26 protein-coding genes are annotated in these 24,704 nt (G+C 63.1%); 18 read left to right on the top strand and 8 right to left on the bottom strand.

The features are described 5' to 3' along the window. From VA602_RS01580 to VA602_RS01555, 6 genes are all read left to right on the top strand, one after another. A partial coding sequence (locus tag VA602_RS01580; protein WP_323452295.1) for a sigma 54-interacting transcriptional regulator occupies positions 1 to 925 on the top strand: 925 nt, incomplete at its 5' end. A gap of 186 nt (positions 926 to 1,111) precedes the next feature. Then, positions 1,112 to 1,897: a MetQ/NlpA family ABC transporter substrate-binding protein gene (locus VA602_RS01575; RefSeq protein ID WP_153774827.1), complete on the top strand. Its 786-nt coding sequence runs from the start codon at positions 1,112 to 1,114 to the stop codon at positions 1,895 to 1,897. Positions 1,898 to 2,338: 441 nt separating this feature from the next. After that, the gene (locus VA602_RS01570; protein WP_323452294.1) at positions 2,339 to 3,004 is read left to right on the top strand and encodes an amino acid ABC transporter permease; all 666 of its coding nucleotides are present in this window, start codon (positions 2,339 to 2,341) and stop codon (positions 3,002 to 3,004) included. Then, entirely contained in the window at positions 2,985 to 3,644 is a 660-nt protein-coding gene (locus tag VA602_RS01565) for an amino acid ABC transporter permease (RefSeq protein ID WP_112899458.1), read from the top strand. Before VA602_RS01570 ends, VA602_RS01565 begins: the two co-directional genes overlap by 20 nt. Continuing rightward, positions 3,641 to 4,414, top strand: a complete 774-nt coding sequence (locus VA602_RS01560; RefSeq protein WP_323452293.1) for an amino acid ABC transporter ATP-binding protein — start codon at positions 3,641 to 3,643, stop codon at positions 4,412 to 4,414. Before VA602_RS01565 ends, VA602_RS01560 begins: the two co-directional genes overlap by 4 nt. Then, positions 4,411 to 5,289, top strand: a complete 879-nt coding sequence (locus VA602_RS01555; protein WP_153774829.1) for a transporter substrate-binding domain-containing protein — start codon at positions 4,411 to 4,413, stop codon at positions 5,287 to 5,289. Before VA602_RS01560 ends, VA602_RS01555 begins: the two co-directional genes overlap by 4 nt. Positions 5,290 to 5,331: 42 nt before the next feature. Here the strand turns inward: VA602_RS01555 and VA602_RS01550 are convergent, their stop codons facing one another. From VA602_RS01550 to VA602_RS01540, 3 genes are all read right to left on the bottom strand, one after another. Then, positions 5,332 to 6,150, bottom strand: a complete 819-nt coding sequence (locus tag VA602_RS01550) for an alpha/beta fold hydrolase (RefSeq protein ID WP_054891112.1) — start codon at positions 6,148 to 6,150, stop codon at positions 5,332 to 5,334. Positions 6,151 to 6,312: 162 nt separating this feature from the next. After that, positions 6,313 to 8,679 (bottom strand): penicillin acylase family protein, encoded by a 2,367-nt coding sequence (locus VA602_RS01545; protein WP_323452292.1) that lies wholly within the window; start codon positions 8,677 to 8,679, stop codon positions 6,313 to 6,315. 91 nt (positions 8,680 to 8,770) lie between these two features. Next, positions 8,771 to 9,334: a DUF6436 domain-containing protein gene (locus VA602_RS01540; protein WP_323452291.1), complete on the bottom strand. Its 564-nt coding sequence runs from the start codon at positions 9,332 to 9,334 to the stop codon at positions 8,771 to 8,773. Positions 9,335 to 9,488: 154 nt separating this feature from the next. Between VA602_RS01540 and VA602_RS01535 the strand changes: the two genes are divergently transcribed. Next, positions 9,489 to 10,418, top strand: a complete 930-nt coding sequence (locus tag VA602_RS01535; RefSeq protein WP_323452290.1) for a phospholipase BipL — start codon at positions 9,489 to 9,491, stop codon at positions 10,416 to 10,418. On the opposite strand, the gene VA602_RS01530 is transcribed toward VA602_RS01535, so the two are convergent. Then, a complete protein-coding gene (locus VA602_RS01530) occupies positions 10,411 to 11,163 on the bottom strand; it encodes a DUF2059 domain-containing protein (protein ID WP_153774834.1) in 753 nt (250 codons plus the stop codon). The two genes, VA602_RS01535 and VA602_RS01530, sit on opposite strands and share 8 nt — an antisense overlap. 113 nt (positions 11,164 to 11,276) lie before the next feature. Here VA602_RS01530 and VA602_RS01525 point away from each other — a divergent pair, with 113 nt between their 5' ends. Both VA602_RS01525 and VA602_RS01520 read left to right on the top strand, forming a co-directional pair. Further along, complete coding sequence (locus VA602_RS01525; RefSeq protein ID WP_323452296.1) at positions 11,277 to 11,909, top strand: 2OG-Fe(II) oxygenase; 633 nt, start codon at positions 11,277 to 11,279, stop codon at positions 11,907 to 11,909. Beyond that, positions 11,896 to 12,387, top strand: a complete 492-nt coding sequence (locus tag VA602_RS01520; RefSeq protein WP_112899453.1) for a DUF523 domain-containing protein — start codon at positions 11,896 to 11,898, stop codon at positions 12,385 to 12,387. The genes VA602_RS01525 and VA602_RS01520 overlap by 14 nt, the downstream gene beginning before the upstream one ends. A 115-nt stretch (positions 12,388 to 12,502) precedes the next feature. Here VA602_RS01520 and VA602_RS01515 read toward each other — a convergent pair whose 3' ends face one another. Further along, entirely contained in the window at positions 12,503 to 12,982 is a 480-nt protein-coding gene (locus tag VA602_RS01515; protein WP_323452289.1) for a substrate-binding periplasmic protein, read from the bottom strand. A gap of 230 nt (positions 12,983 to 13,212) precedes the next feature. Here VA602_RS01515 and VA602_RS01510 point away from each other — a divergent pair, with 230 nt between their 5' ends. Continuing rightward, on the top strand, positions 13,213 to 13,689 hold the full coding sequence (locus VA602_RS01510) for a DUF4399 domain-containing protein (RefSeq protein WP_054891119.1): 477 nt from the start codon (positions 13,213 to 13,215) through the stop codon (positions 13,687 to 13,689). A gap of 110 nt (positions 13,690 to 13,799) precedes the next feature. Here the strand turns inward: VA602_RS01510 and serA are convergent, their stop codons facing one another. Further along, a complete protein-coding gene (serA, locus tag VA602_RS01505; protein ID WP_054891120.1) occupies positions 13,800 to 15,029 on the bottom strand; it encodes a phosphoglycerate dehydrogenase in 1,230 nt (409 codons plus the stop codon). 172 nt (positions 15,030 to 15,201) lie between these two features. Between serA and VA602_RS01500 the strand changes: the two genes are divergently transcribed. From VA602_RS01500 to VA602_RS01485, 4 genes are all read left to right on the top strand, one after another. Then, on the top strand, positions 15,202 to 16,599 hold the full coding sequence (locus VA602_RS01500) for an FAD-binding oxidoreductase (protein ID WP_323452288.1): 1,398 nt from the start codon (positions 15,202 to 15,204) through the stop codon (positions 16,597 to 16,599). Between the two features lie 28 nt (positions 16,600 to 16,627). Continuing rightward, a complete protein-coding gene (locus tag VA602_RS01495; RefSeq protein WP_054891122.1) occupies positions 16,628 to 17,293 on the top strand; it encodes a fumarylacetoacetate hydrolase family protein in 666 nt (221 codons plus the stop codon). A 155-nt stretch (positions 17,294 to 17,448) separates the two neighbouring features. Then, positions 17,449 to 18,369, top strand: coding sequence for an SdiA-regulated domain-containing protein (locus VA602_RS01490; RefSeq protein WP_197890501.1), 921 nt, complete (start codon positions 17,449 to 17,451; stop codon positions 18,367 to 18,369). Between the two features lie 88 nt (positions 18,370 to 18,457). Continuing rightward, positions 18,458 to 19,363 carry an SdiA-regulated domain-containing protein gene (locus VA602_RS01485; RefSeq protein WP_323452287.1) on the top strand — a complete coding sequence of 302 codons (906 nt, stop codon included), beginning with the start codon at positions 18,458 to 18,460 and terminating at the stop codon, positions 19,361 to 19,363. Positions 19,364 to 19,493: 130 nt separating this feature from the next. Here VA602_RS01485 and rpiA read toward each other — a convergent pair whose 3' ends face one another. After that, the gene (gene rpiA, locus VA602_RS01480; RefSeq protein WP_054891125.1) at positions 19,494 to 20,168 is read right to left on the bottom strand and encodes a ribose-5-phosphate isomerase RpiA; all 675 of its coding nucleotides are present in this window, start codon (positions 20,166 to 20,168) and stop codon (positions 19,494 to 19,496) included. A gap of 134 nt (positions 20,169 to 20,302) precedes the next feature. Between rpiA and ilvA the strand changes: the two genes are divergently transcribed. Beyond that, positions 20,303 to 21,817 (top strand): threonine ammonia-lyase, biosynthetic, encoded by a 1,515-nt coding sequence (ilvA, locus tag VA602_RS01475; RefSeq protein WP_054891126.1) that lies wholly within the window; start codon positions 20,303 to 20,305, stop codon positions 21,815 to 21,817. 95 nt (positions 21,818 to 21,912) lie between these two features. Continuing rightward, entirely contained in the window at positions 21,913 to 22,338 is a 426-nt protein-coding gene (locus VA602_RS01470) for a DUF2269 domain-containing protein (protein ID WP_054891127.1), read from the top strand. Positions 22,339 to 22,391: 53 nt separating this feature from the next. Here the strand turns inward: VA602_RS01470 and VA602_RS01465 are convergent, their stop codons facing one another. Continuing rightward, positions 22,392 to 23,048, bottom strand: coding sequence for a histidinol-phosphatase (locus VA602_RS01465; RefSeq protein WP_054891128.1), 657 nt, complete (start codon positions 23,046 to 23,048; stop codon positions 22,392 to 22,394). A 144-nt stretch (positions 23,049 to 23,192) separates the two neighbouring features. Between VA602_RS01465 and VA602_RS01460 the strand changes: the two genes are divergently transcribed. Together VA602_RS01460 and VA602_RS01455 are read left to right on the top strand one after the other, a co-directional pair. Beyond that, positions 23,193 to 23,672, top strand: a complete 480-nt coding sequence (locus VA602_RS01460; protein WP_029614755.1) for an RNA pyrophosphohydrolase — start codon at positions 23,193 to 23,195, stop codon at positions 23,670 to 23,672. Positions 23,673 to 23,694: 22 nt separating this feature from the next. After that, on the top strand, positions 23,695 to 24,704 hold a 1,010-nt coding region (locus VA602_RS01455; RefSeq protein ID WP_323452286.1), incomplete at its 3' end, for a phosphoenolpyruvate-utilizing N-terminal domain-containing protein.

The raw sequence follows: 24,704 nt of genomic DNA, 5'->3' as shown, positions 1-24,704 counted from the left end.
CCAGCCGCTGCTGACGTTCCCCGAGCTGGACAAGAGCCCGCTGAGTATCCGTGCCAAGGCGCTGGTATTCGTCGATGCACGTTCGCAGCAACTGCGCGAAGCGCTCGAACGCCTGGCGCCGCAACCGCTGCCGGTGCTGATCCGTGGTGAGACCGGCACCGGCAAGGAGCTGCTGGCAAGGCAGATCCATCGCGCCAGCGATCGCGCGGGGCTGTTCGTCTCGGTCAACTGCGCGGGCATCAGCCACACCTACGCCGATGCCGAGCTGTTCGGCTACAGCGCCGGTACCCATGGCGGCACGGCCAGCAGTCGCGCGGGCTGGTTCGGTTCGGCCAATGGCGGCACCTTGTACCTGGACGAGATCGCCGACCTGCCGTTGGCCATCCAGGGCAAGCTGCTGGCGGCCCTGGAAAACCGCGAGGTCACCCGGGTCGGCGCCCAGCAGCCACAGGCCGTGGATGTGCGCCTGGTGGCCGCCTCCAGCATCGACCTGGCCCAGGCAGTGCGTGCCGGGCGCTTCAACGAGCGGCTGTACCTCTATCTGCGCGAAGGCGAACTGGAGCTGCCAGCGCTGCGCCAGAGGGTCGGGGACATCCTGCCGCTGGCTGAATACTTCGTCGGCATCTACAGCGTGCGCCTGGAACGCAGCGTGCCGCTGATCAGCGAAGCGGCGCAGCAAGCGCTGGAAGCCCATGCCTGGCCCGGCAACACCCGCGAGCTGGAGAACGTCATCCACTTTGCCCTGCTGGTGGCCGAGGGCGATGAAATTCTCCCGCAGCATCTGGACCTGCCCGAGCGCGCGCCCCTGACCCGTCTGGCCAGCCAACTCGCGCAACTGGGGCGCAGCCGTGATCCAGGGACGCTTGCCGCCTTGCGCGAATTGCTGGAGCGAAGCCTGGTCGAACTGAACACATCCGCGCGCTAGAGCGGTTGCCGACGGCTCATAAGCAAAGTGGGTGATGGCTTTTTGTTTTTGGAATAAGCAGCGAATCAAAAGATATTGTTAGGGCATAAAAAATCCCGGTATCGTCCGCTCCACGCCCACTGTCGAGACGGTGCGGCACCTGACTTCGCCATCGTCGATGGCCCCAGCTTGATAACAAGGATCACCATGAAAAAGACCCTGCTGACGACTGCCCTCGCCGCTGCCCTGTCGCTGTCCGGCCTGGCTCACGCCGCCGAAAAACTGGTGGTAGCCGCCACCCCGGTGCCACACGCCGAAATCCTCGAGCTGATCAAGCCGACCCTGGCCAAGGAAGGTGTGGACCTGCAGATCAAGGTCTTCACCGACTATGTGCAGCCGAACGTGCAGGTCGACCAGAAGCGCCTGGACGCCAACTACTTCCAGACGCTGCCGTACCTGAAGAACTTCAACGAAGGCAAGGGTACCCACCTGGAAACCGTGATCGGCGTTCACGTCGAGCCGTTCGGTGGCTACTCGAAGAAGGTCAAGAGCCTGTCGGAGCTCAAGGAAGGCGCCACCGTGGCTATTCCGAACGAGGGCAGCAACAGTGGTCGTGCCCTGCTGCTGCTGCAGAAGGCCGGCCTGATCACCCTGAAGGATCCGAAGAACGCCCTGGCGACGCCGAAAGACATCGCCGAGAACCCGAAGAAACTGAAGTTCCGCGAGCTCGAGTCGGCCATGCTGCCGCGCGTGCTGGATCAGGTCGACCTGGACATGATCAACACCAATTACGCGCTGGAGGCGGGCCTGAACCCGGCCAAGGATGCGCTGGTGATCGAGGGCAGCGACTCGCCTTACGTGAACTTCCTGGTTGCGCGTCCTGACAACAAGAACAGCGACGCCATCCAGAAGCTGGCCAAGGCCCTGACCAGCCCTGAAGTGAAAGCCTTCATCGAGAAGAAGTACCAAGGTGCGGTGCTGCCGGCGTTCTGATTTGCCCGGTTAGTGCTTCACATGAAAACGCCGACACTGCTGTGTCGGCGTTTTCGTTTGGAAACCGAAACCTTCAACGCTGCCCGGAAAGCGCCTTGCGCAGTGCCAGCAACCACTGAAGTTGTTCATTCGAAACGGGCGTGCTTGGGCTGTTCATTGTTGTCGTCCCTGTGAGCCTGGCTGGCCGATCAGTCTGAAGTCCTTTTGAGAGGTATTTCGAAGGAAAGATCCCTGGCAGATGTATGAAATTTCCGGTTAGCCCGTAGGGTGATATCAATATGCAATAAAGGTATTTAGAGAAAGATTTTTATGCATTTAGAGTCTACCCATCGTGCTTACCGGCACACCCATTTCATCGTCCACGACGCCGAGCCATCCTCGCGTCGAGCCCGGAAACCTGCCCATGTCGTACCTCCGTGACCCTGTGCCGAGGCGTTATCCATGACCTTCGACACTGCCTTCATGCTTAGCACACTCCCGGCATTCCTCAAGGCCGTTGGCGTCACCCTGCAGGTCGGAGTGATCGCCATCGCCACCTCGTTGCTGGTCGCCGTGTTCAATGCCACCGTCCTGGTGTTTCGCACCCCCTACCTGTGGCGGCTGGTCAAAGGCTATGTGGAGCTCGCGCGCAACACGCCGCTGCTGATCCAGTTGTTCTTCGTCTATTTCGCACTGCCGACCCTGGGTTTGAAAGTCTCCGGCTTCGCTGCCGCGATCATCACCATGACCTTCATGGGCGGCGCCTACCTCACCGAGGTGCTGCGGGCGGGTGTCGAAGCGGTGCCACGGGCGCAGCTGGAGTCCGGGCGCTCCATCGGCTTGTCCGAGGGCCAGCTGCTGCGCCACGTGATCCTGCCCCAGGCCGGCATCCTCAGCTTGCCGGCGCTGTTCGCCAACTTCATCTTCCTGCTCAAGGAAACCACCGTGGTCTCGGCGGTGGCCGTGCCGGAAATCCTCTACACCACCAAGAACTACATCGCCCTGTACTACAAGACCTACGAGATGCTCGCAGTGCTGACGTTGCTCTGCGTGCTGCTGTTCCTGCCGCTGTCGCTGCTGCTGCGCCACCTGGAAAGGAGGTTGCAACATGGCCAGTTCGGCAATTGAGCTGCTGCTGGTGTCCTTGCCGCAACTGGCCAAGGGCGCCGGACAGACCCTGGCGATCTCGGCCTTGGGCATCGTCTTCGCCACCCTGGGCGGTGTGCTCTATGGCGTGCTGGCCACGCTGGGCAAGCGTGCGGTGAACATCGCCTTGCAGGTCTACCTGGAGCTGTTTCGTGCAATACCGGTGCTGGTCTGGTTGTACCTGGTGTTCTTCGGGTTGCCGATATTCTTTTCGCTGAGCATCCCCAGCTTCTGGTGCGCGGTGCTGGTGCTGGGGCTGTGGGGCGCCAGCGAGGTGGGCGAGGTGGTACGCGGGGCGCTGGCTTCGCTGCCGCGCGGCCAGCGCGAGGCGGGGCTGTCGATCGGTCTTTCGGGCCTGCAGTTGTATGGGCACGTGCTGTTGCCGCAGGCGCTCAAGCGCATGACGCCACCCACCATCAATATCTACACACGGATCGTCAAGACCAGCTCGCTTGCCGTGCTGATCGGCGTCGTCGACGTCATCAAGGCCGGCCAGCAGATCATCGAGCGCACCTACGAGTCGGTGCTGATCTACGGCGTGCTGTTCCTGTTCTTCTTTTTCATCTGCTACCCGCTTTCCGCCGCCTCGCGCGCGCTGGAACGCCGCTGGGCCCACTCATGAGCGCATTGATCGAATTCCAGGGTTTCAACAAGTTCTTCGGCGAGCACCAGGTGCTCAAGGATGTCGACCTGCAGGTTCAGGCCGGTGAAGTGGTGGTGATTCTCGGCCCCAGTGGCTGCGGCAAGAGCACCTTGCTGCGTTGCCTGAACGGCCTGGAGGAGGCCCATGGCGGTAGCCTGCGCCTCGATGGCCAGGAACTGCTTGGCTCCGGCACCGACTGGCGCCAGGTCCGCCAACAGGTGGGCATGGTGTTCCAGAGCTATCACCTGTTCGGCCACATGAGCGTGATCGACAACCTGCTGCTCGGCCCGCTCAAGGTGCAGAAGCGCGAGCGCACCGAAGCCCAGGCGCAGGCCGAGGCGTTGCTGGCGCGGGTGGGGTTGCTGGACAAGCGGGACGCCTTCCCCCGGCAGTTGTCGGGTGGCCAGCAGCAGCGCATCGCCATCGTTCGTTCGCTGTGCATGAACCCGCAGGTGATGCTGTTCGATGAGGTCACCGCAGCCCTGGACCCAGAGATGGTCAAGGAGGTGCTGCAGGTGATCCAGGGCCTGGCCCGGGACGGCATGACCCTGCTCATCGTCACCCACGAAATGGCCTTCGCCCGTGCGGTGGCCGACCGTATCGTGTTCATGGAGGCCGGCAGGATCCTTGAACAGAGCGACCCCGAGAGCTTCTTCAGCCAACCGCGGACCGCACGCGCGCAGCAGTTCCTGGACAAATTCTCCTTCGTCGAAAGCCTGCCGAAGACACTACACAAGGAACTGTCATGAAAACTGCCCACTTCACCAAACTGCTGGCGCCGCTGTTCGGCCTGGCCTTGCTGGCCGGTTGCGACAAACCCGCGGAGCCGGGCAAGTCGGCTGCGGCGACGTCTGCACCGTCCACCAGCTACCTGGAAACCATCAAGGCCCGCGATAAGCTGATCGTCGGCGTCTTCACCGACAAGCCGCCGTTCGGCTTCGTCGACGAGAGCGGTCGCTACGTGGGCTTCGACACCGATATCGGCCGTCGCTTCGCCAAGGACCTGCTCGGCGACGAGAACAAGGTCGAGTTCGTGGCCGTGGAACCGGCCAGCCGCATTCCATTTCTGCAGAGCGACAAGGTCGACCTGATCCTCGCCAACATGACCGTCACCCCGGAGCGCAAGGAAGCGGTCGATTTCACCAACCCCAACCTGCGCGTGGCGGTGCAGGCCATCGTCGCCGATGGCAGCCCGGTGAAAGCCCTCGATGACCTGGCCGACAAGACCATCATCGTCACCACCGGCACCACTGCCGATATCTGGCTGACCAGGAACCACCCGGATTGGAAGCTGCTCAAGTTCGAGAAGAACAGCGAATCGCTGCAGGCCCTGGCCAATGGTCGTGGCGATGCCTATGCCCAGGACAACCTGATCCTGTTCAGCTGGGCCAAGCAGAACCCAGGCTACCGCGTGTTGCCAGAATTGCTGGGCGATGAGGCTCCGATCGCCCCGGCGGTGAAGAAGGGCAACACCGAGCTGCGTGACTGGGTCAATGCCGAGCTGGCCAAACTGGGTGAGGAGAAATTCCTGCTCAAGCTGTATGACCAGTACGTGCGCAAGGAGCTGAGCGATGACACCAAGCCTGAGAGCGTGATCGTCGAAGGCGGCAAGTGGCAGGGTTGAGTCAGGGTCCAATCGCGGGGCTGCACTGCAGCCCCGGCGATATCAGCGGTTACGCGGCAACCAGTTCAACAGGAACTCATTCACCACCTTCGGGTTCTCCAGGCTGGAGATATGCCCTGCGAATGGAATCTGCGCTGCCAGGCAGCCGATGATCCGTGCCATTTCGTTGCTTTCGGCAGGCGGACGCGGGATGTCCTGGTCGCCGCAGACCACGATGGTCCGCTCTGCCGGCAACTCGCCCAGGCGGCCCAGCAGGTCAGGGCGTCCGAAAATCACCCGCCCCATCGGGTCGAGGCTCTGGCGAATGGCCTCGGCGCTGCTGGCCTTGAGGTCGGCGCGGAACTGCTCGCGAACCTCCGGCACCGTCTGGCCGCCGGCATGGAAGAAGATCGGCACCACGATGTCGAGCAGTGGGTCAGGGAAGAACCCTGCGCCGCTGGCGGCATCCAGCAGGCCGAAGTACTTCAGGCGCGTTGCTTCAGGTTCGGCGCCGAGGTAGGTATCCATCAGCACGATGCGGTCAACCCGTTCCGGGTGCTCGATCGCCAGCTCAGCACCCCACATGCCGCCGACCGACAGGCCGACCAGATGGCATTTGTCGATGCCCAGTGCGTCGAGAAACGCCAGGTGCTGGCGTGCCAGCGCGCTCATGTCGATGGTGGTGGCTGGGGGTGCCTCGGAGTCGCCATGGCCCCAGAGCTCGGGCACCAGCACGCGGAAGTGTTTCGACAGCGCATCGATCTGCGGTTGCCACATCGCGGCAGACCACAGATAGCTATGGCCCAGCAGCACCGGGAAGCCCTGGCCCTGGTCGACGTAGCTCATGCGGGCGCCGTCGATTTCGATGAAGTGCTTTTGCATGAGGAAGGCTCTTGGAAGAAAGGGGCGGACAGGTTACCTGTTCGCAGTGTGAAGGGTTGTGAAACCGGTCATGTTCGGGCTGCGCCTGTGGTGACCTTTTCGCGGGCACGTCGGCGCGCCGAATCGCCGCTCGCGCAGACGTGCACCGCCGATGTCCAGGGCTCACTGCCCCGGCGGCACCAGGCGCAAGGTGCTGCGCGCGGGAATCACCCCCATCTGCGCCTTGTGATAGCGCCCCTGCACATAATCCTCGGCCTGGTCCGAATAGTGCCGGTCGAACGGTACGCCACTCTGGCCTACAGGGTTGATTGTCAGCGCTTGCCCGGCATCGGCGAAGTCGATCAGGCGTCGGGTCGAAGGCCCGTAGTTCACCGGCCAGGGCGCTGGGCCGATCTTCGCCGACAGGTTGTTCGGCACCTCGTGGGTGCCCGGTGCGGCGAAGGGGCCGACATTGAACAGCAGGTTCAACGGTTTCTGCTGGCCCAGCGGGTGGTTGTGGGTGAGGGTGTGGGCTTTGCCCCATTGCCAGTCCGCCGGGTCGTTGCCGTACAGCTCGCGCAGATGCGCCAGGCTGCGTTGCCAGGCCTGACGGACGATGGCGGTGCGGTCGGTACGGTCGTGGCCGCCGCGCAGGTTCCACCAGGGTGAGTCGGCGTCGGCCGCCAGGCGCGGTAGCGCGGCGTCGATGGCGCGTGTGCTGATCAGCACCTGGAACCAGGTGTCGCCCAGCTCGTCATGCAGGGCGGCGAACGCCAGTTCGTAGAGGAACTGGTTGAACAGCGTGGCGCTGGTCGAATCCAGCGGGTAGTCGCCGCGCCATGCGGCCAGCTGTTCGACCAGCTCCTTCTGCTCGTCACCCTCGGCGATCGCACGCAGGGTATTCAGCAGCGGCGCCAAGGTACGAGGGCCATAGTCGGTGCTGGTGTCCAGCTGCAGCGCCTGGCTGTTCTGCACATCCCATTTGACCTGCGGGTCGGCCAGTCGACGATCCAGCTGGCGGCCACGGTCGGGCAGGTTGTAATAGCCGGGAATCGGGATGGCGGCCGGCGGCTGGTAGTTGGCCGAGACAATGTAGCCGCTGGGCGGGTTCTCTTGCTGGGGATTGGCGCTGAAGGGGTAGAAGCCGAGCTTCTCGGCCTGGTGAGTACTGCCGTCGAGAATGAACGCCGGGTTGACCCCGTCTGGACGAATGGGTAACTGCGCCGAGGCCCACCAGCCGATGTCACCGCGAGCGTTGGCCCATACCAGGTTCAGCCCCGGTGCCTGGATCTTCGCCGCGGCCTCGCGCATCTTGCCCAGGGTGTCGGCGCGGTTGACCTGGTAGAAGGCGTCGAGAATAGGGTTTTCGGTTTCCAGGAACGCCCACCACATGGCGATGGGGGTTTGCCCTGCGGTTTCGCCGAGTACATCGTTGACGATCGGCCCATGGGGTGAGCGGCGCAGGTTGATGGTCACCGGCGCTTCGCCCTTGACCGCGATCTGTTGCTCGGTCGTCTCCAGCGCACGCCACTGGCCATCGACCATGACCTGGTTGGCGTCGGCGGGATTGGTCTTCTCGGCGATCAGGTCGACGTCGTCGTTCTGGAACATGGTCAGGCTCCAGCCGAAGTCGCGATTGTGACCGAGCAGGGCGAAGGGGTTCAGCGCCTGGAAATAGCCGTAGAGGTTGAAGCCCGGGGCCGATAGCTCGGCCTCGTACCACACCGCCGGTACTGCGAAGCCGATATGCGGGTCGCCCGCCAGCAGGGGGCTACCACTGCGGGTATGGCTGCCCGCGACGGCCCAGGCGTTGCTGCCTTCGAACTGCGGGATGCCGGCGTCGCCGAGCGCCTGGTGGCTGAGCTGGGCCAGGCCTTCGAGGGTGCGCCAGTCACCGGCGGCAAGGGCCGGGCGCAGAGCGCCATCAGGCTGCCAGTCGAGGTCGAAGATCTTCAGATACTCGGGGCCGAGCTGGTCACGAATGTAGGTCAGCGCAGGCTCGGTGCGGAAGGCTGCGGCAAAGCTGTAGGCCAGGTAGCCGGCGATGCTCAGGGTGTCTTCGGCAGTGAAGGGCCGTTCAGGGATGCCGAGGACGTCGAACTCCACCGGCTTGGGATGGCTGGCCTGCCAGCTGTTCACGCCATCCAGGTAGGCCTGCAATGCAATCCATGACGGTGACTGGTGATCCAGGCGTTCGACCATCCGCGCCGCCTGCTCGCGGATGCGCAGGCTGCGAAACAGGGTGTCGGTGGGCACCAGCTTGCTGCCCAGCACTTCGGCGAGCTCACCGCGGGCCAGGCGCCTTACCAACTCCATCTGGAACAGCCGGTCCTGGGCGTGCACATAGCCCAGGGCACGGTATAGATCGGGCTCGTTCTGCGCCTGCAGATGCGGCACTCCGCGTTCGTCATAGCGCACGCTGACCGGTGCGCTCAAGCCGGTGATAGCCACTTCGCCTTCGCGCTGCGGCACTTTGCCGTGCACGTACCAGTACGCGCCGGCGGCGGCCATGGCCACGACGACGGCAAGCAGAGTCAGGCTGCGCTTCATAGAATTCCTTGTACGTTGGCAGAGAGGCCGTGGCTACCGAGGGATGCGAACCGCGTTGAGAATAGCTTCCCCGAAGCGGCAGGTCTGCCGTTCACTGCGCATCTTTCTGCCATGGGCAATAGCACCCGCTGGCCAACGCATTGGAGGCCTGTACCCGGCGCCCTTGCAGCAGCGCCCGGATGACGGGTTCGATGAAGCTGTTGCTCGAGTTGCACACCGCGCCTTCGCTGTAGGGGCCGAAGTAGGCGAGCTGCCCCTGTCGATCCCAGATCGCCACTGCCGGAGAGGCTGGCAGGTGTTCGCTGCCCGGCAGCTCGCGGATCGGCTGCAGGGCGCCAAGGTTGGCGGGAAGCTGGCCGTGGCTGCCGGGCTTTTGCAACACGTGGAAGGTTACACCCTGCGCGGCGAACTGCTCGATGAGCTCGGCCAGATGTTGCTGGTTGCCGACATTGCAAGGACAGGTGGGGTCCCAGAAGTGCACGATGCGGATCGGGCCAGGGCCTGCGAGTTCGGCGGGCAGTTGCAACCGGCTGCCGTCGAACAGCGTGGCCTGGTCGTCGAACTGGCGCAGGTAGCGCGACTGGAAGCTGTCGTAGGCCCACCACAGCAAGGCGGCGCAGAGCAGGGTGGCGAGCAGCGTGGTGAGGGTTTTCATCGGTAGTCCGCAACGTTGCACCGGGCTTTTTCGCGGGCTTGCCCGCCAAGAGCGCGTCTGGGTGCATGACAAAGACAAGAAGACGCCAGCTTGCCATGGCCGGGCACAGAGCTGAATATCGCAGATCAATACTCGCGCCACTCTGGATGTACCGATGCCTTCACCCTTCCACCCTGACCTGCTGCGCACCAGCCTTGACGCTCTTGCGGCGCGCCAGCCACTGTCGGCCCAGGCCCTCGACTACCAGCGCTTCTACGGTCTCGACCTGCCCGCACACAGCTGGTTGGGTGGCTTCAGCGTGGCAGGTTTCGACCTGGTCGGGCAGGTGTGGCTGCCGCAAGAACCGGTGGCAACGCTGTTCCTGCTGCATGGCTACTACGACCACATGGGGCTGTACCGCCATGTAATCGCCTGGGCCTTGCAGCAGGGCTTCGCGGTGATTGGCTGCGATCTGCCCGGTCACGGGCTGTCCAGTGGCGAGCGGGCCAGCATCGCCGACTTCGCGATTTACCAGCAGGTGCTCGATGCCCTCTTCGAACAGGCGCGCAGGCTCGACTTGCCACGGCCTTGGCATCTGTGTGGGCAGAGCACGGGTGGAGCCATCGTTGTCGATCATCTGCTGCACTGCAGCGAGCAGAGCCCGGCGGACGGCCAGGTGATCCTGCTGGCGCCGTTGGTGCGACCGCGGGCCTGGCACTGGTCGAAGCTGAGTTATCGGGTGCTGCGCCATTTCGTCGATGGTATCGAGCGACGCTTCAGTGCCAATACCAACGACCCGGCATTTCTTGCGTTTCTCGAGGCCGATCCGTTGCAGCCGCGGCGCCTGCCGACGGCATGGGTGGGGGCGCTGATGGCCTGGATCAAACGCATCGAGGCGGCGCCGCATAGTCGGCGTCGGCCGCTGATCGTTCAGGGCGAGGCAGACGGCACGGTGGACTGGCCCTACAACCTCAGAGTGCTGAAGGAGAAGTTCGCCGAGCCGCAGATTCTCCTGCTGCCCGAGGCGCGGCATCACCTGGCCAACGAGCTGCCGGATATCCGCCAGCGCTACTTCACCTTTCTCGACCAGCGCCTGCTTACTTGAGGTTGGCGCTGCTCTGGCCCACAGCCAGCCCCGCACGCACCGCGGCCAGCGCGGCATTGTAGTAGGCCTTGCCCTCTGCGGATTCGGCGAAAGTGGCGAACGCTTCCAGTTCGTCGTCGGACAGCTCGCGGTAGACGTACAACAACGTGTTGTTCAGGTCTTCGCCAATCTCGTTCATCAAACGTTGGCGCTGACCATCGAGCAGGCCCTGGGCCTGGCCGCCGCCGAACAGGCCGGGAATCATCGAGCTGAGGCTGTCGGCGGCAACCCCGGCGATCGCCAGGCTGACCTCGGCCCCAGCTTCGCGGGCCGGCAGGGCCTGGGCCAGGTGACCGATGGCCAGCAGGCGGTTGTCGCTGGCCTGGATCCTTGGCAGGCCCTTGGCGTTCTTGGCCAATTGGTCCTTGCGCGTGGCCAGCAATTCGGCGGCAACCACCTTGCGTCCCAGCGGCGATTGGAAGAACGCCAGCGCCGGCGCCGGATTCTTCAGGTTGGCGCGCAGTTGGGCCTGGGCACGCTGATCCATCGCCTGGGCCTGGAAGCGTTGGTTGCTGTTGTTGACGAGTGCCTGGTAAACCGCGGGCGGCAGGCTGTTGCGGTAGCGCTGCTGGGCGGCACCGATGGCATCATTGAAGTGGGCGCGCTGGTCGGGCCAGCCGGCGGCCTTGTACAGCTGGTCGAGGCTGTCTGCCCAGACAGGCATGGTGCAGATCATCAGCACAAGCAGGGAAAACAAACGGCGCATTCAGGACTCCTGTCGGCAGGCCGCTATTGTCTGTGGGGTGGTACGCCTTTGTCGAGATATCAGCGCGCTTCTCGGCCAAGTGGCGCTGTCCGTGTACATGGCTAATGGATATGATGCGCGCCATGCATACCTCTCCTGAACATCCGCTGCTGTCGACCATCGTCGACGACCTGGCCACCCGTGGCTGGTCGCAGCAGGCACTTTTCCTGCCGCTTGAGCTGGTCGGCGCACTGGCCGCCGAGTGTCGCAGGCGCCATGCCGAGGGCGAACTGAACCCCGCAGGTGTCGGCAGGGGCGCGGCCCAGGAGGTACGCGAGGCGATCCGTGGCGACCAGATCCAGTGGATCGACCCCGGCCAGGCCGAGCCCTGCGACCGTTACCTGGAGCTCATGGACAACCTGCGCCAGGCGATCAACCAAGGGCTGTTCCTGGGGCTGGAAGACTTCGAGTGTCATTTCGCCCTGTATCCGCCGGGCGCCTTCTACCGCAGGCATCTTGACCGTTTCCGCGACGACGACCGGCGCATGGTGTCGGTGGTGCTCTATCTCAATGAGTGCTGGCAACCCGAAGACGGCGGGCAACTGCGGATGTTTCTCGCCGACGATGTCGAGCATGATGTCCAGCCCGAGGCTTGCAGCCTGGTGGTGTTCCTTTCGGGTGAAGTCCCGCATGAAGTCCTGCCGGCCAATCGCGAACGCCTGTCGCTGACGGGCTGGTTCCGGCGCCGTGGCAATGATCCCTTCTGAGTCGTCCAAGGTCCTGGTCAGCGCCTGCCTGCTGGGGCAACCGGTGCGCTATGACGGGCGCGACAGTGGCCACCCCGATCTGCTCAAGCAATGGCAGGCCGAGGGCCGTGTAGTGCCCTTGTGCCCGGAGGTGGCGGGTGGCTTGCCGACGCCGCGACCGGCCGCGGAGATCCAGGGCGGACAGGGTGGCCAGGTGCTTGATGGGCAGGTTCAGGTCCTGACCGTGGCTGGCGAGGATGTCAGCGCGGCATTTTTGAGCGGCGCTCGGCAGGCCTTGGCGCTGGTGAGGCGGCATGGGATTCGGGTTGCGGTGCTCAAGTCCGGTAGCCCGTCGTGCGGCAACCGACTGACCTACGATGGCAGTTTCAGCGGGGTGAAGGTGCCGGGGGAGGGCGTCGTTGCTGCGCTGTTGCGTCGGGAAGGGGTGCGGGTGTTCAGCGAGCTGGAGCTGGATGAGGCGCAACGGGCACTGGGGTAGTTCGGTGTCGTTCTTTTCGCGGGCAAGTCGGAGCGCCGAACCGCCGCCCCCACAAGGCCTATGGTGAGTCCAACCCTGTGGGAGCGGGCTTGCCCGCGAAGAGGACGACGCGATATCACTGCTGCGCTGCCGTCTTCTCGAACCACTTCTGCTCGAGCTCCGCCATCCGCCCACTGTCCTTGAGCCGCTGCAGGGCATTGTTCAGCGTGCTTTCGAATGCCGGGTTATCTTTCTGGAACGGAATCACCAGCTTCTTCTCGCCAAACGGCTGGCTGGCATCGAGCGCGCTTTCGGTCGCAGATTGTTGGCCTGTCGGGGTCAGCGCGATGTCGTACTTGCCGCTCTCCACGCCTGCTAACACTTCGTCGGCAGGCGCTTCGATGAATTCGGCACGCAGGTCCATCTCCCGGGCCAGGTCCTGGCCGAATTCGATGTCGAACCCGGTCAGGTGCTCGTTTTCCTTGAAGGCGTAGGGTGCATTGTCGGCTTGGACGGCGATGCGCAGTTCACCCCGGTCGTTGATTTCGTCGATCAGCTCTGCCTGGGCCAGGGGGCTGATGAGTACTGCCAGCAGTAGGCCAATGGTCAAACGCATGAATATCCCTTTTATTTCTCGGCAGATGAATGTCATTCGCCGTGGCTTTCTGTGTTTGCCGCGATCGAACGCAGCCTATGACCCCTACATCGCGCGTATGTTTGAGCCGGCATTGAAATTTTCATGCCGGCATTTTTGAACCTGCGGCGTGGCAGGTGGACTATGGTGAAGTACCGCCTCGCTTCTTTTAAGTGATAGCGGTCAATTGAAGTGAATGACAGGAGATGTGAATGAAAAGCCCAGTTTCGCGTGCTGCCCTCGCCGGTTTGCTGATGGGAGCCTCTTTGCTTGCCACGGCTGCGGATGCCCTGAAAAGCCAGGAGCCGCCGAAAGATGCGAAGGTCTTCATCGTTTCCCCTGCCGATGGCGCTACGGTCGACAAGACCTTCACCGTCAAGTTCGGCATTGAAGGGATGGCGCTCAAGCCGGCCGGCGACCAGACTCCGCATTCCGGGCACCATCACCTGCTGGTCGATGTCGACAAAGCGCCTGTAGCTGACCAGCCATTGCCGACCAGCCTGATGCCTGAGGGCAACCAACCTCTGCCAGCCGGGCCGCAGGTGCTGCACTTCGGCAAGGCGCAGACCGAGGCGACCATCACCCTGACCCCGGGCAAGCACACCCTGCAACTGGTGCTGGGCGACCAGTACCATGTGCCGTTCAAGCCAAGCGTCGAGTCGAAGAAGATCACCGTCAATGTGAAGTAACGCGGGGGATTGTGCGCGGGTAAATCCGCGCCCGCGCAGCACAAGACACAGATCGCGCAGACAAAAAAGGGAGGCCACCAGGGCCTCCCTTCTTCATGCAGCCATCAGGCTCAGAACAGTACGCGCGAGCGGATGGTGCCCTTGACGTGCTGCAGCTTCTCTTGCGCCAGGTCCGAGTATTCGGCGTCGACGTCGATGACCACGTAGCCCACTTTCTCGTCGGTCTGCAGGAACTGACCGGAGATGTTGATGCCGTTCTCGGCGAAGACCTTGTTGATCTCGCTGAGTACGCCCGGGATGTTTTCGTGGATGTGCAGCAGGCGGTGCTTGCCTGGGTGCGCCGGCAGGGCTACTTCAGGGAAGTTGACCGACGACACGGAGGTACCGTTGTCGCTGTATTTGACCAGCTTCTCGGCCACTTCCAGACCGATGTTGGCCTGGGCTTCGGCGGTCGAACCGCCGATGTGCGGGGTCAGGATCACGTTGTCCAGACCACGCAGCGGGCTTTCGAACTCTTCGTCGTTCGAGCGCGGCTCGACCGGGAACACGTCGATGGCGGCGCCGATCAGGTGCTTGTCCTTGATCGCGGCAGCCAGGTGATCCAGCTCGACCACGGTGCCGCGTGCGGCGTTGATCAGGATCGAACCCTTCTTCATCGCACGGATTTCCTTCTCGCCGATCATCCACTGGGTGGATGGCAGCTCAGGCACGTGCAGCGAGACGATGTCGGCCAGGCCCAGCAGTTCGTTGAGGCTGGTGACCTGGGTGGCGTTGCCCAGTGGCAGCTTGGTCAGCGGGTCGAAGAAGTAGACCTGCATGCCGACGCTTTCGGCCAGTACCGACAGCTGGGTGCCGATCGAGCCGTAGCCGACGATGCCGAGCTTCTTGCCGCGGATCTCGAAGGAGTTGGCCGCGCTCTTGATCCAGCCACCACGGTGGCAGGAAGCGTTCTTCTCGGGGATGCCGCGCAGCAGCAGGATCGCTTCGGCCAGCACCAGTTCGGCAACCGAACGGGTGTTGGAGTACGGTGCGTTGAACACCGCGATGCCGCGCTCGCGGGCCGCGTTCAGGTCGACCTGGTTGGTGCCGATGCAGAAGCAGCCGACCGCGACCAGTTTCTTCGCACAATCAAAGACTTCTTCAGTCAGTTGAGTGCGCGAGCGGATGCCGATGAAGTGGGCGTCCGCGATCTTTTCCTTCAGTTGCGCATCCGGCAGTGAGCCAGTGAGGTACTCGATGTTGGTGTACCCGGCAGCCTTGAGGGTGTCCACAGCATTCTGGTGGACGCCTTCGAGAAGAAGGAACCTGATCTTGCTCTTGTCGAGAGAAGTCTTGCTCATCTGCGTAAACCTGTATCCCGGAGAAAAAATGGCGAGGGGGGCAAAGCGGCGCGGCGACGGGCCTTAGCACGATCGACGGGAGGGCTATGCTAGCATACGCGACACCGTCTGAGCTTATCCCGACAGGTGAAGAGTGCTCAGGGTGACTATGAATCATTCGAGAGTTCTGCCGATGATCGACGTTGCGGTAATTGATGAGCTGAAGACCCTGGTCGACCCTGGCAAGGTCCTTGTCGACCCCGCCTCGCTCGAGGCGTATGGCAAGGACTGGACCAAGCACTATCCACCGGCTCCTTCGGCCATCGTGCTTCCCAAAACCATCGAGCAGGTCCAGGCCATCGTCGCCTGGGCTAACCGCCACAAGGTCGCGCTGGTGCCGTCCGGCGGACGCACCGGCCTGTCGGGCGCCGCAGTCGCTGCCAATGGCGAAGTCGTGGTGGCCTTCGACCAGATGAACCAGATTCTCGACTTCAACGCGTTCGACCGCACCGTGGTCTGCCAGCCGGGCGTGATCACCCGCCAGTTGCAGCAGTTCGCCGAAGACCAGGGGTTGTACTATCCGGTAGATTTCGCCTCGAGCGGATCCAGCCAGATTGGCGGCAATATCGGCACCAATGCCGGCGGAATCAAGGTCATTCGCTACGGCATGACCCGCAACTGGGTGGCAGGGCTGAAGGTTGTCACCGGCAAGGGCGAACTGCTGGAGCTCAATCGCGACCTGATCAAGAACGCCACCGGTTACGACCTGCGCCAGTTGTTCATCGGCGCCGAGGGCACCCTGGGCTTCGTGGTCGAAGCGACCATGCGCCTGGACCGTGCGCCGCGCAACCTTACGGCGATGGTGCTCGGCACGCCGGACTTCGACTCGATCATGCCGGTGCTGCACGCTTTTCAGGGCAAGCTCGACCTGACCGCCTTCGAATTCTTCTCCGACAAGGGCCTGGCCAAGATCATGGGGCGCGGCGACGTGCCGGCGCCGTTCGACACGCAGTGCCCTTTCTATGCGCTGCTGGAGTTCGAGGCCAGCACCGAGGAGGTGGCCAACGAAGCCCTGGCCACCTTCGAGCACTGCGTCGAGCAGGGTTGGGTGCTCGATGGGGTGATGAGCCAGAGCGAGACGCAACTGAAGAACCTGTGGAAGCTGCGCGAGTACCTGTCAGAGACCATCTCCCACTGGACGCCCTACAAGAACGATATTTCCGTCACCGTCTCCAAGGTGCCGGCGTTCCTGCGCGATATCGATGCAGTGGTCGGCGAACACTACCCCGACTACGAAGTCGTCTGGTACGGGCATATCGGCGACGGCAACCTGCACCTGAACATTCTCAAGCCCGACCACATGAGCAAGGATGATTTCTTCGCCTCGTGCACCAAGGTCAACAAATGGGTGTTCGAGATCGTCGAGCGCTACAACGGTTCGATCTCTGCCGAGCACGGCGTGGGCATGACCAAGCGGGACTACCTGGGCTACAGCCGCTCGGCAGATGAAATTGCCTGCATGAAGGCGATAAAGGCGGTGTTCGACCCGAACGGCATCATGAATCCGGGTAAGATCTTCGCACCTGAATAAGAAAGCAGTATCCAGAGGAGTCGGCCCCATGAGTTACCAGCACCAGTACGTAGACGGCACGCGCATCCACTTCCCGCTGGGCAAGGTGGTGTGCATCGGCCGTAACTACGCCGAGCATGCCAAGGAACTGGACAACCCCATCCCCAGCGAACCGCTGCTATTCATCAAGCCTGGCAGCTGCGTGGTGCCACTGGAAGGCGGCTTCAAGATCCCGACCGACCGTGGTTCGGTGCACTACGAAGCCGAGATCGCCGTGCTCCTGGGCAAGCCGCTGTCGACCAAGCCGACAGTCGAAGAAGTGCTGGATGCCATCTCCGGCTACGCCCCGGCCCTGGACCTGACCCTGCGCGACGTGCAGGCCAAGCTCAAGGAGAAGGGCCTGCCGTGGGAGCTGGCCAAGAGCTTCGACGGCGCCTGTGTCTTGCCGCCGTTCGTCGCCGCTTCCAGCTTCGAGGATGTGACCGACATTCCGGTGCGCCTGACCATCAACGGCGAAGTGCGCCAGGATGGCAGCAGCGCAATGATGCTCAACCCCATCGTGCCGATCATCCAGCATATCGCCGCGCACTTCTCTCTGCAGGCGGGCGATGTGATCCTCACCGGCACCCCGGCCGGTGTCGGGCCGTTCAATGTGGGTGATGAGCTGGTGCTTGAGCTGCCGGGTGTCAGCCGCTTCGAGAGCCGCGTGCTTTGATCTGACTGCGCGTCGTCCTTTTCGCGGGTAAACCCGCTCCTACAGGGATTTGCACAGCCTTGTGAGAGCGGTTTTACCCGCGAGCGATTTACCGTTTTTTCACACCCCATCTGGATAATGCGCGAATCTTCGCCCATTTACCCAGGACCCCCTGCATGCCAGCACCTTCCAGCGCCCCAGCTTCCACCAAGCGTCGTTTCTACCTGCGCTGGCCGTTCGCCCTGGCTGTGGCAGCGGTGATCGGCTATGGGGTGGCCGTCGCCATGCACTGGGACGACCGTGGCCTGCTGTGGGTCAAGGAGCGTTTCGAGAGCAGTGCCGAGCGAATTGAAAGCGTCTGGCTGCCGGACTACCTGGTAGACATCGACGCCAAGCCGTTGCCGGGCATGGACGACGACGAAGCCTCGGACCTGTCGTTCAATCCGCAGACCCGCACGCTGTTCGCGGTGATGGGCAAGAACCCCTTCCTGGTCGAGCTCACGCTCGATGGCGACGTGTTGCGCAAGATTCCGCTGGTGGGTTGGGAAAATCCTGAAGGCCTTGCCGTGCTGGAAAACGGGCTGATCGCGATCGTTGATGAGCGCAACCATGACCTGACGCTGGTAAAGGTGGACGCGAGCACCTCGACGCTTAATCACGATGACTTCCCCAGCTATGACCTGGGCAAGTCGGTCAAGAGCAACAAGGGTTTCGAGGCCATTGCCTGGGACCCGATGCGCCAGCGCCTGATCATCGGCGAAGAGCGCCCGCCGCGTCTGTTTACCTGGAGCACCGATGGTCGCGGGCCGCTCAAGGGCGATAAGCAGCTACTGCCCAGTGACGAGCTCGACCTGCGCAACCTGTCGGCGCTGGCGGTTGATCCACGCACAGGCCACCTGCTGGTGCTGTCGGCTGACTCGAACATGCTGCTGGAACTGGACGAGAAGGGTGAGCAGGTCAGCTTCATGACCTTGCTCGGGGCGTTCAACGGTCTGGGTAGCCGTGTGCCTCGGGCCGAAGGTGTGACCATGGACGATCAGGGCAACCTGTACATGGTCAGCGAGCCCGCGCTGTTCTATCGCTTCAAGAAGCACTGACAGGATTGTCGGAATTTTCTGATGATGGCCTTAAGCTTTATTTCAGCTATGAATGATTAGATTCGGCATCCTCCGTCGAGTCCTCTTCATGCGCCGTCATCTTCGTTCGTTTCTCTTTCTTCTGGCTTTCTCCGTGCTGGCGGTGCTTGGCGCGGCGGGGCACGAGTTCCGCCTGTTCGAGCGCGGCTGGTTCAATCTCAAGAGCTGGTGGCAGCCGACCGAGCAAGGCATCGGGCTAGATCGCTACCAGGTGGTGATCGAGGCTCAGCCCATCGAGGGCCTGGACGACGATGTTTCGGCGCTTACCTACGACCCCGACCGCAAGACCCTGTTCACCGTCACCAATGCCCGCTCAGAGCTCATCGAGCTTTCGCTGGATGGGCGCATCCTGCGCCGCGTGCCGCTGACCGGCTTCGGCGACCCGGAGGCCGTGGAGTACGTCGGGCCGAACAGCTATGTCATCACCGACGAGCGCCAGCAACGGCTGATTCGCGTGCGATTGGACGACGACACGCCGTTTCTCGACGCCAACGACGCCGAGCAGCTCACCTTGGGCATCGGCCTGAACGGCAACAAGGGCTTCGAAGGGTTAGCTTACGATTCGGCCGGCAAGCGCCTGTTCGTCGCCAAGGAGCGTGACCCGATGCTGATCTACGAGGTGCACGGCTTCCCCCATGACAATCCGGAGCAGCCCTATGCGGTGCATGTGGTGCAGGACCGCAAGCGTGATTCACGGTTGTTCGTGCGCGACCTGTCGAGCCTGCAGTTCGATGAACGCAGCGGGCATCTGCTGGCGCTGTCGGACGAATCACGGCTGGTGCTGGAGCTGGATGTGAAGGGGCGGCCGCTGAGCACCCTGTCGTTGCGCAAGGGGTATCAGGGCCTGAAGAAGACGGTGCCGCAGGCTGAAGGGATCGCCATGGACGATGCCGGGACCATCTACCTGGTGAGTGAGCCGAACCTGTTCTATGTGTTCAGGCAGCCGGCTGAGTAGGTGTAGTTCAGGGCTCTGTGGGGGCAGTGGTCTTTGTTGTGTCAGTGCTGGCCTATTCGCGGGTAAACCCGCTCCTACAGGTTTCCCGGTGTCCTTCAGAACAGCGGGGTACTTGTAGGAGCGGGCTTGCTTATTCAGCCTTCAGGCTCTTCACGCCTTCGGAAGTCCCCAGCAGCAGCAAGTCTGCCGGACGCGCCGCGAACAGGCCGTTGGTGACCACGCCAACGATCGCATTGATCTGGCTTTCCAGCTCCACCGGGTTGGTGATCTGCAGGTTGTACACGTCGAGGATGACGTTACCGTTGTCGGTCACCACGCCTTCGCGGTACACCGGATCGCCACCCAGCTTGACCAGCTGGCGCGCCACGTGGCTGCGGGCCATCGGGATCACCTCGACCGGCAGCGGGAAGGCGCCGAGCACCGGCACCAGCTTGCTGGCGTCGGCGATGCAGATGAAGGTCTTGGCCACTGCCGCGACGATCTTCTCGCGGGTCAGGGCCGCACCGCCGCCCTTGATCAGGTTCAAGTGCGCGTCGCTCTCGTCGGCACCGTCGACGTAGAACTCCAACTCGCTGACGCTGTTCAGCTCATAGACCGGGATGCCATGACCCTTCAGACGCTGTGCGGTGGCCTCGGAGCTGGCGACGGCGCCGTCGAAGGCGGTCTTGTGCTGGGCCAGGGCGTCGATGAAGAAGTTGGCGGTCGAACCGGTGCCGACGCCGACGACGCTCTTTTCATCCAGCTTGGGCAGAATGAAGTCGACAGCGGCCTGGGCGACGGCCTGTTTGAGTTGGTCCTGGGTCATGCGGGCTCCGAGAGGGGCGGGAGGTTTTCTGAGGTCGCCTAGTATAACGAGTCCGGCGGCTTTGCTGTGGTCGCCCGACAGGGCGCTGGGGTAGACTTCCAGCCCTTGTCCCGCGGCCCAGTGATGTTTCCAAGATGCTCGAACAGTACGTCAAGAAGATCCTCACCTCGCGCGTCTACGACGTCGCCGTCGAAACCCCGCTGCACAACGCCGGCCAACTGAGCAAGCGCCTGGGCAATCAGGTCCTGCTCAAGCGCGAGGACCTGCAGCCGGTGTTCTCCTTCAAGATCCGCGGGGCGTACAACAAGCTGGCGCAACTGAGCGCCGAAGAGCTGGCGCGTGGCGTGGTCACCGCCTCTGCCGGCAACCACGCCCAGGGCGTGGCCCTGGCTGCGCGGGAGCTGGGTATCAAGGCCACCATCGTGATGCCCAAGACCACGCCGGAGATCAAGGTCGAGGGGGTGCGCTCGCGTGGCGGCAAGGTGGTGCTGCACGGCGACTCCTTCCCCGAGGCGCTGGCCTATTCGCTGAAGCTGGTCGAAGAGAAGGGCTTCGTCTACATCCACCCCTACGACGATCCCCACACCATCGCCGGGCAGGGCACCGTGGCGATGGAGATCCTGCGCCAGCACCCGGGCCGCCTGGACGCGATCTTCGTGCCGGTCGGCGGCGGCGGGCTGATTGCCGGCATTGCGGCCTATGTGAAGTACCTGCGCCCCGAGATCAAGGTGATCGGCGTCGAGCCTGACGATTCCAATTGCCTGCAGGCCGCGATGGCTGCGGGCGAGCGTGTGGTGCTGCCGCAGGTAGGGCTGTTCGCCGACGGTGTCGCGGTGGCGCAGATCGGTCAGCACACCTTCGATATCTGCAAGGATCATGTCGATGAGGTGATCACCGTCAGTACCGATGAGATCTGCGCGGCGATCAAGGATATCTACGACGATACCCGCTCGATCACCGAACCTGCCGGCGCCCTTGGCGTGGCGGGCATCAAGAAGTACGTCGAGTTGACCGGCGTCTCGGGGCAAACGCTGGTGGCCATCGACTCCGGTGCCAACGTCAATTTCGATCGTCTGCGTCACGTTGCCGAGCGCGCCGAACTGGGCGAGAAGCGCGAGGCGATCATCGCCGTGACCATCCCGGAGCGTCCGGGCAGCTTCAAGGCGTTCTGCGAGGCTATCGGCAAGCGCCAGATCACTGAGTTCAACTACCGGTACCACGCCGACAAAGAGGCGCACATCTTCGTCGGCGTGCAGACCCATCCAGAGACCGACCCGCGCGCCGCCCTGGTTCAGCACCTGACCGAGCAGGGCTTCCCGGTTACCGACCTGACCGACAACGAACTGGCCAAGCTGCATATCCGTCACATGGTCGGCGGCCACTCGGCGGCGGCCAGCGATGAGCTGGTGCTGCGTTTCGAGTTCCCTGAGCGGCCGGGGGCGCTGTTCAACTTCCTCAACAAGCTGGGCGGGCGCTGGAACATCTCGATGTTCCACTACCGCAACCACGGTGCCGCCGATGGTCGTGTGGTGGCCGGGTTGCAGGTGCCGGAAGACGAGCGTCACCTGGTGCCCGAGGCGCTGGCCAAGATCGGTTATCCATACTGGGATGAAACCGACAACCCGGCGTACAAGCTGTTCCTGGGTTGAGCGGCTACGCTTGGCATGAATGGCAACACCGAACTTGCAGAAGCGGGCTTGTCCCGCGGTGAGGCCGAAAAAAGTCTTTCGAGGACCCGCACGCGATGGAACACCTGACCACCCTCAAGACCCTGCACATCCTCGCCACCGTACTGTTGATCCTCGGTGCGCTGGGTCTGGCGATCTGGACCTTGCGTGCCCGCCGGCAGGGTGATGCCGAGGCCTACGCCAAACTGCTGCGTCGGCCGCTGGTGTTCGTCTGGCTGGTGATGGGGCTGTGCCTGCTGAGCATGCCGTTCACCGGCTGGTGGCTGGTGCACCTGGTCGGCTGGCCGTTGGGCCAGACCTGGGTGCTGGCCTCCAGCATCCTCTATACCCTGGGCGCTTTCGCCGTGTGGTGGCTGCTGGTGCGGCTGAACCGCCTGCGCAAGGCCGAGCCTGCCGGGCTGCGCCTGACCCTGGCGCTGGCGGTGTTCAGTGGGGTGTGCTTCCTGTCGATTGCAGGATTGATGGGGGCCAAGCCGGTCTGATGCGTCTGCGGGGCCTTTTTCACGGGTAAACCCACGAAGAGAGCCCCGCGATCTCAATCGCGTAACGAAATCACCGGCCAACCTCGCCGCTCGGCCTCTTCACGCAGTTTCGGATCCGGGTCCACCGCCACCGGGTGCGTCACCTGCTCCAGCAACGGCAGATCATTCAGCGAATCGCTGTAGAAGTAGCTGTCTTGCAGATCGTAGCCGTTCTCCAGCATCCAGCGCTTCAGGCGCGTCACCTTGCCTTCACGGAAACACGGTATATCGGTGCTACGCCCGGTATAGCGCTCGCCATCACGCTCGCATTCGGTGGCCAGCAGGGTGCGCACGCCCAGGCGGCGGGCGATGGGCGCAGTGACGAAGCGGTTGGTGGCGGTGATGATCACCAGCTTGTCGCCAGCCTCGCGGTGCTGCTGCAGCAGGGCGAGTGCCTTGGGCAGGATGATCGGCTCGATGCAGTCGCGCATGAATTCGCGGTGCCATTGGTCGAGCTGGGCAGGTTCGGTGGCGGCGAAGATCTCCATCGAGAACGCCAGGTAGGCCTGCAGGTCCAGGGTGCCGTTGAGGTAATCCTGATAGAAGGCGTCGTTGCGTTGCTTGTAGGCGATGGGGTCGAGGATGCCCCGTTCACACAGGTAGTCACCCCAGGCGTGATCGCTGTCACCGCCGAGGAGGGTATTGTCCAGGTCGAATAAAGCCAGGCGCATGGGTTTTCTCGCAGAAGCCTCCGGGAAGAAGTCCCGCAGAATACGGAGTTTTCACCTCGCTGCACATAAGCTATGGCGGGTGCGTTGCTGCGCTCGCAAGCTTTGTGGAACAATGCGGTGACATGCGTTTTCGAGGTTGCTGCCGTGATCGACCCGGATGGTTTTCGCCCCAATGTCGGGATCATTCTCACGAATGATGCCGGGCAGGTGCTATGGGCTCGGCGGATCAACCAGGATGCCTGGCAGTTTCCACAGGGTGGTATCAACCCTGACGAAACCCCAGAGGATGCCCTGTACCGCGAGCTGAACGAAGAAGTTGGCCTGGAACGCGAGGATGTGGAAATTCTTGCCTGCACTCGAGGCTGGTTGCGTTATCGTTTACCCCAGCGCCTGGTCCGTACGCACAGCCAGCCGCTGTGCATCGGCCAGAAGCAGAAGTGGTTCCTGCTGCGGCTGGTGAGCAACGAACAGCGGGTGCGGATGGACCTGACCGGAAAACCGGAATTCGATGGCTGGCGCTGGGTCAGCTACTGGTATCCGCTGGGTCAGGTGGTGACATTCAAGCGCGAGGTGTATCGCCGCGCCCTGAAAGAGCTAGCCCCGCGCCTGTTGACGCGCGACTGACGACGGAGTCCGACCCCGAGCCATGCTCAATACGCTGCGCAAGATCGTCCAGGAAGTGAACTCCGCCAAAGATCTCAAGACGGCGTTGGGTATCATTGTCTTGCGCGTCAAGGAGGCCATGGGCAGCCAGGTATGCTCGGTCTATCTGCTCGACCCGGAGACCAACCGTTTCGTGCTGATGGCCACCGAAGGCCTGAACAAGCGCTCGATCGGCAAGGTCAGCATGGCTCCCAACGAAGGCCTGGTCGGCCTGGTCGGCACCCGTGAAGAGCCGCTGAACCTCGAGAACGCTGCGGATCACCCGCGCTATCGCTACTTCGCCGAAACCGGCGAGGAACGCTTCGCCTCCTTCCTTGGTGCCCCCATCATCCACCACCGTCGCGTGGTCGGGGTACTGGTCATCCAGCAGAAGGAGCGGCGCCAGTTCGATGAAGGCGAAGAAGCCTTCCTCGTGACCATGAGCGCCCAGCTCGCCGGGGTTATCGCCCACGCCGAGGCTACCGGCTCGATACGCGGCCTGGGCCGCCAGGGCAAGGGTATCCAGGAAGCACGCTTCGTTGGCGTGCCGGGCTCGCCAGGCGCTGCCGTCGGCCGCGCGGTGGTCATGCTGCCCCCCGCTGACCTCGAAGTGGTTCCGGACAAGACCGTCGAAGACATCGACGGCGAACTCAAGCTCTTCAACAACGCCCTCGAAGGGGTGCGCGCCGACATGCGCAAGCTGTCGGCGAAGCTTGCGACCCAGTTGCGTCCCGAAGAGCGTGCGCTGTTCGATGTGTACCTGATGATGCTCGAGGATGCCGCCCTGGGTGGCGAAGTGGCCGAGGTCATCAAGACCGGCCAGTGGGCCCAGGGCGCGCTGCGCCAGGTGGTCGGCGAGCACGTCAGCCGCTTCGAGCTGATGGATGACGATTACCTGCGCGAGCGCGCCTCGGACGTCAAGGACCTCGGTCGCCGCCTGCTGGCCTACCTGCAGGAGGCCCGCTCGCAGACGCTGGTCTACCCCGACAACACCATTCTGGTCAGCGAGGAGCT

Source organism: Pseudomonas machongensis, assembly GCF_034961125.1.
GTDB classification, from domain to species: Bacteria; Pseudomonadota; Gammaproteobacteria; order Pseudomonadales; family Pseudomonadaceae; genus Aquipseudomonas; species Aquipseudomonas machongensis.
The sequence above is the reverse complement of the archived record's forward strand: the minus strand, read 5'-3'. Positions and strand labels throughout refer to the sequence as shown.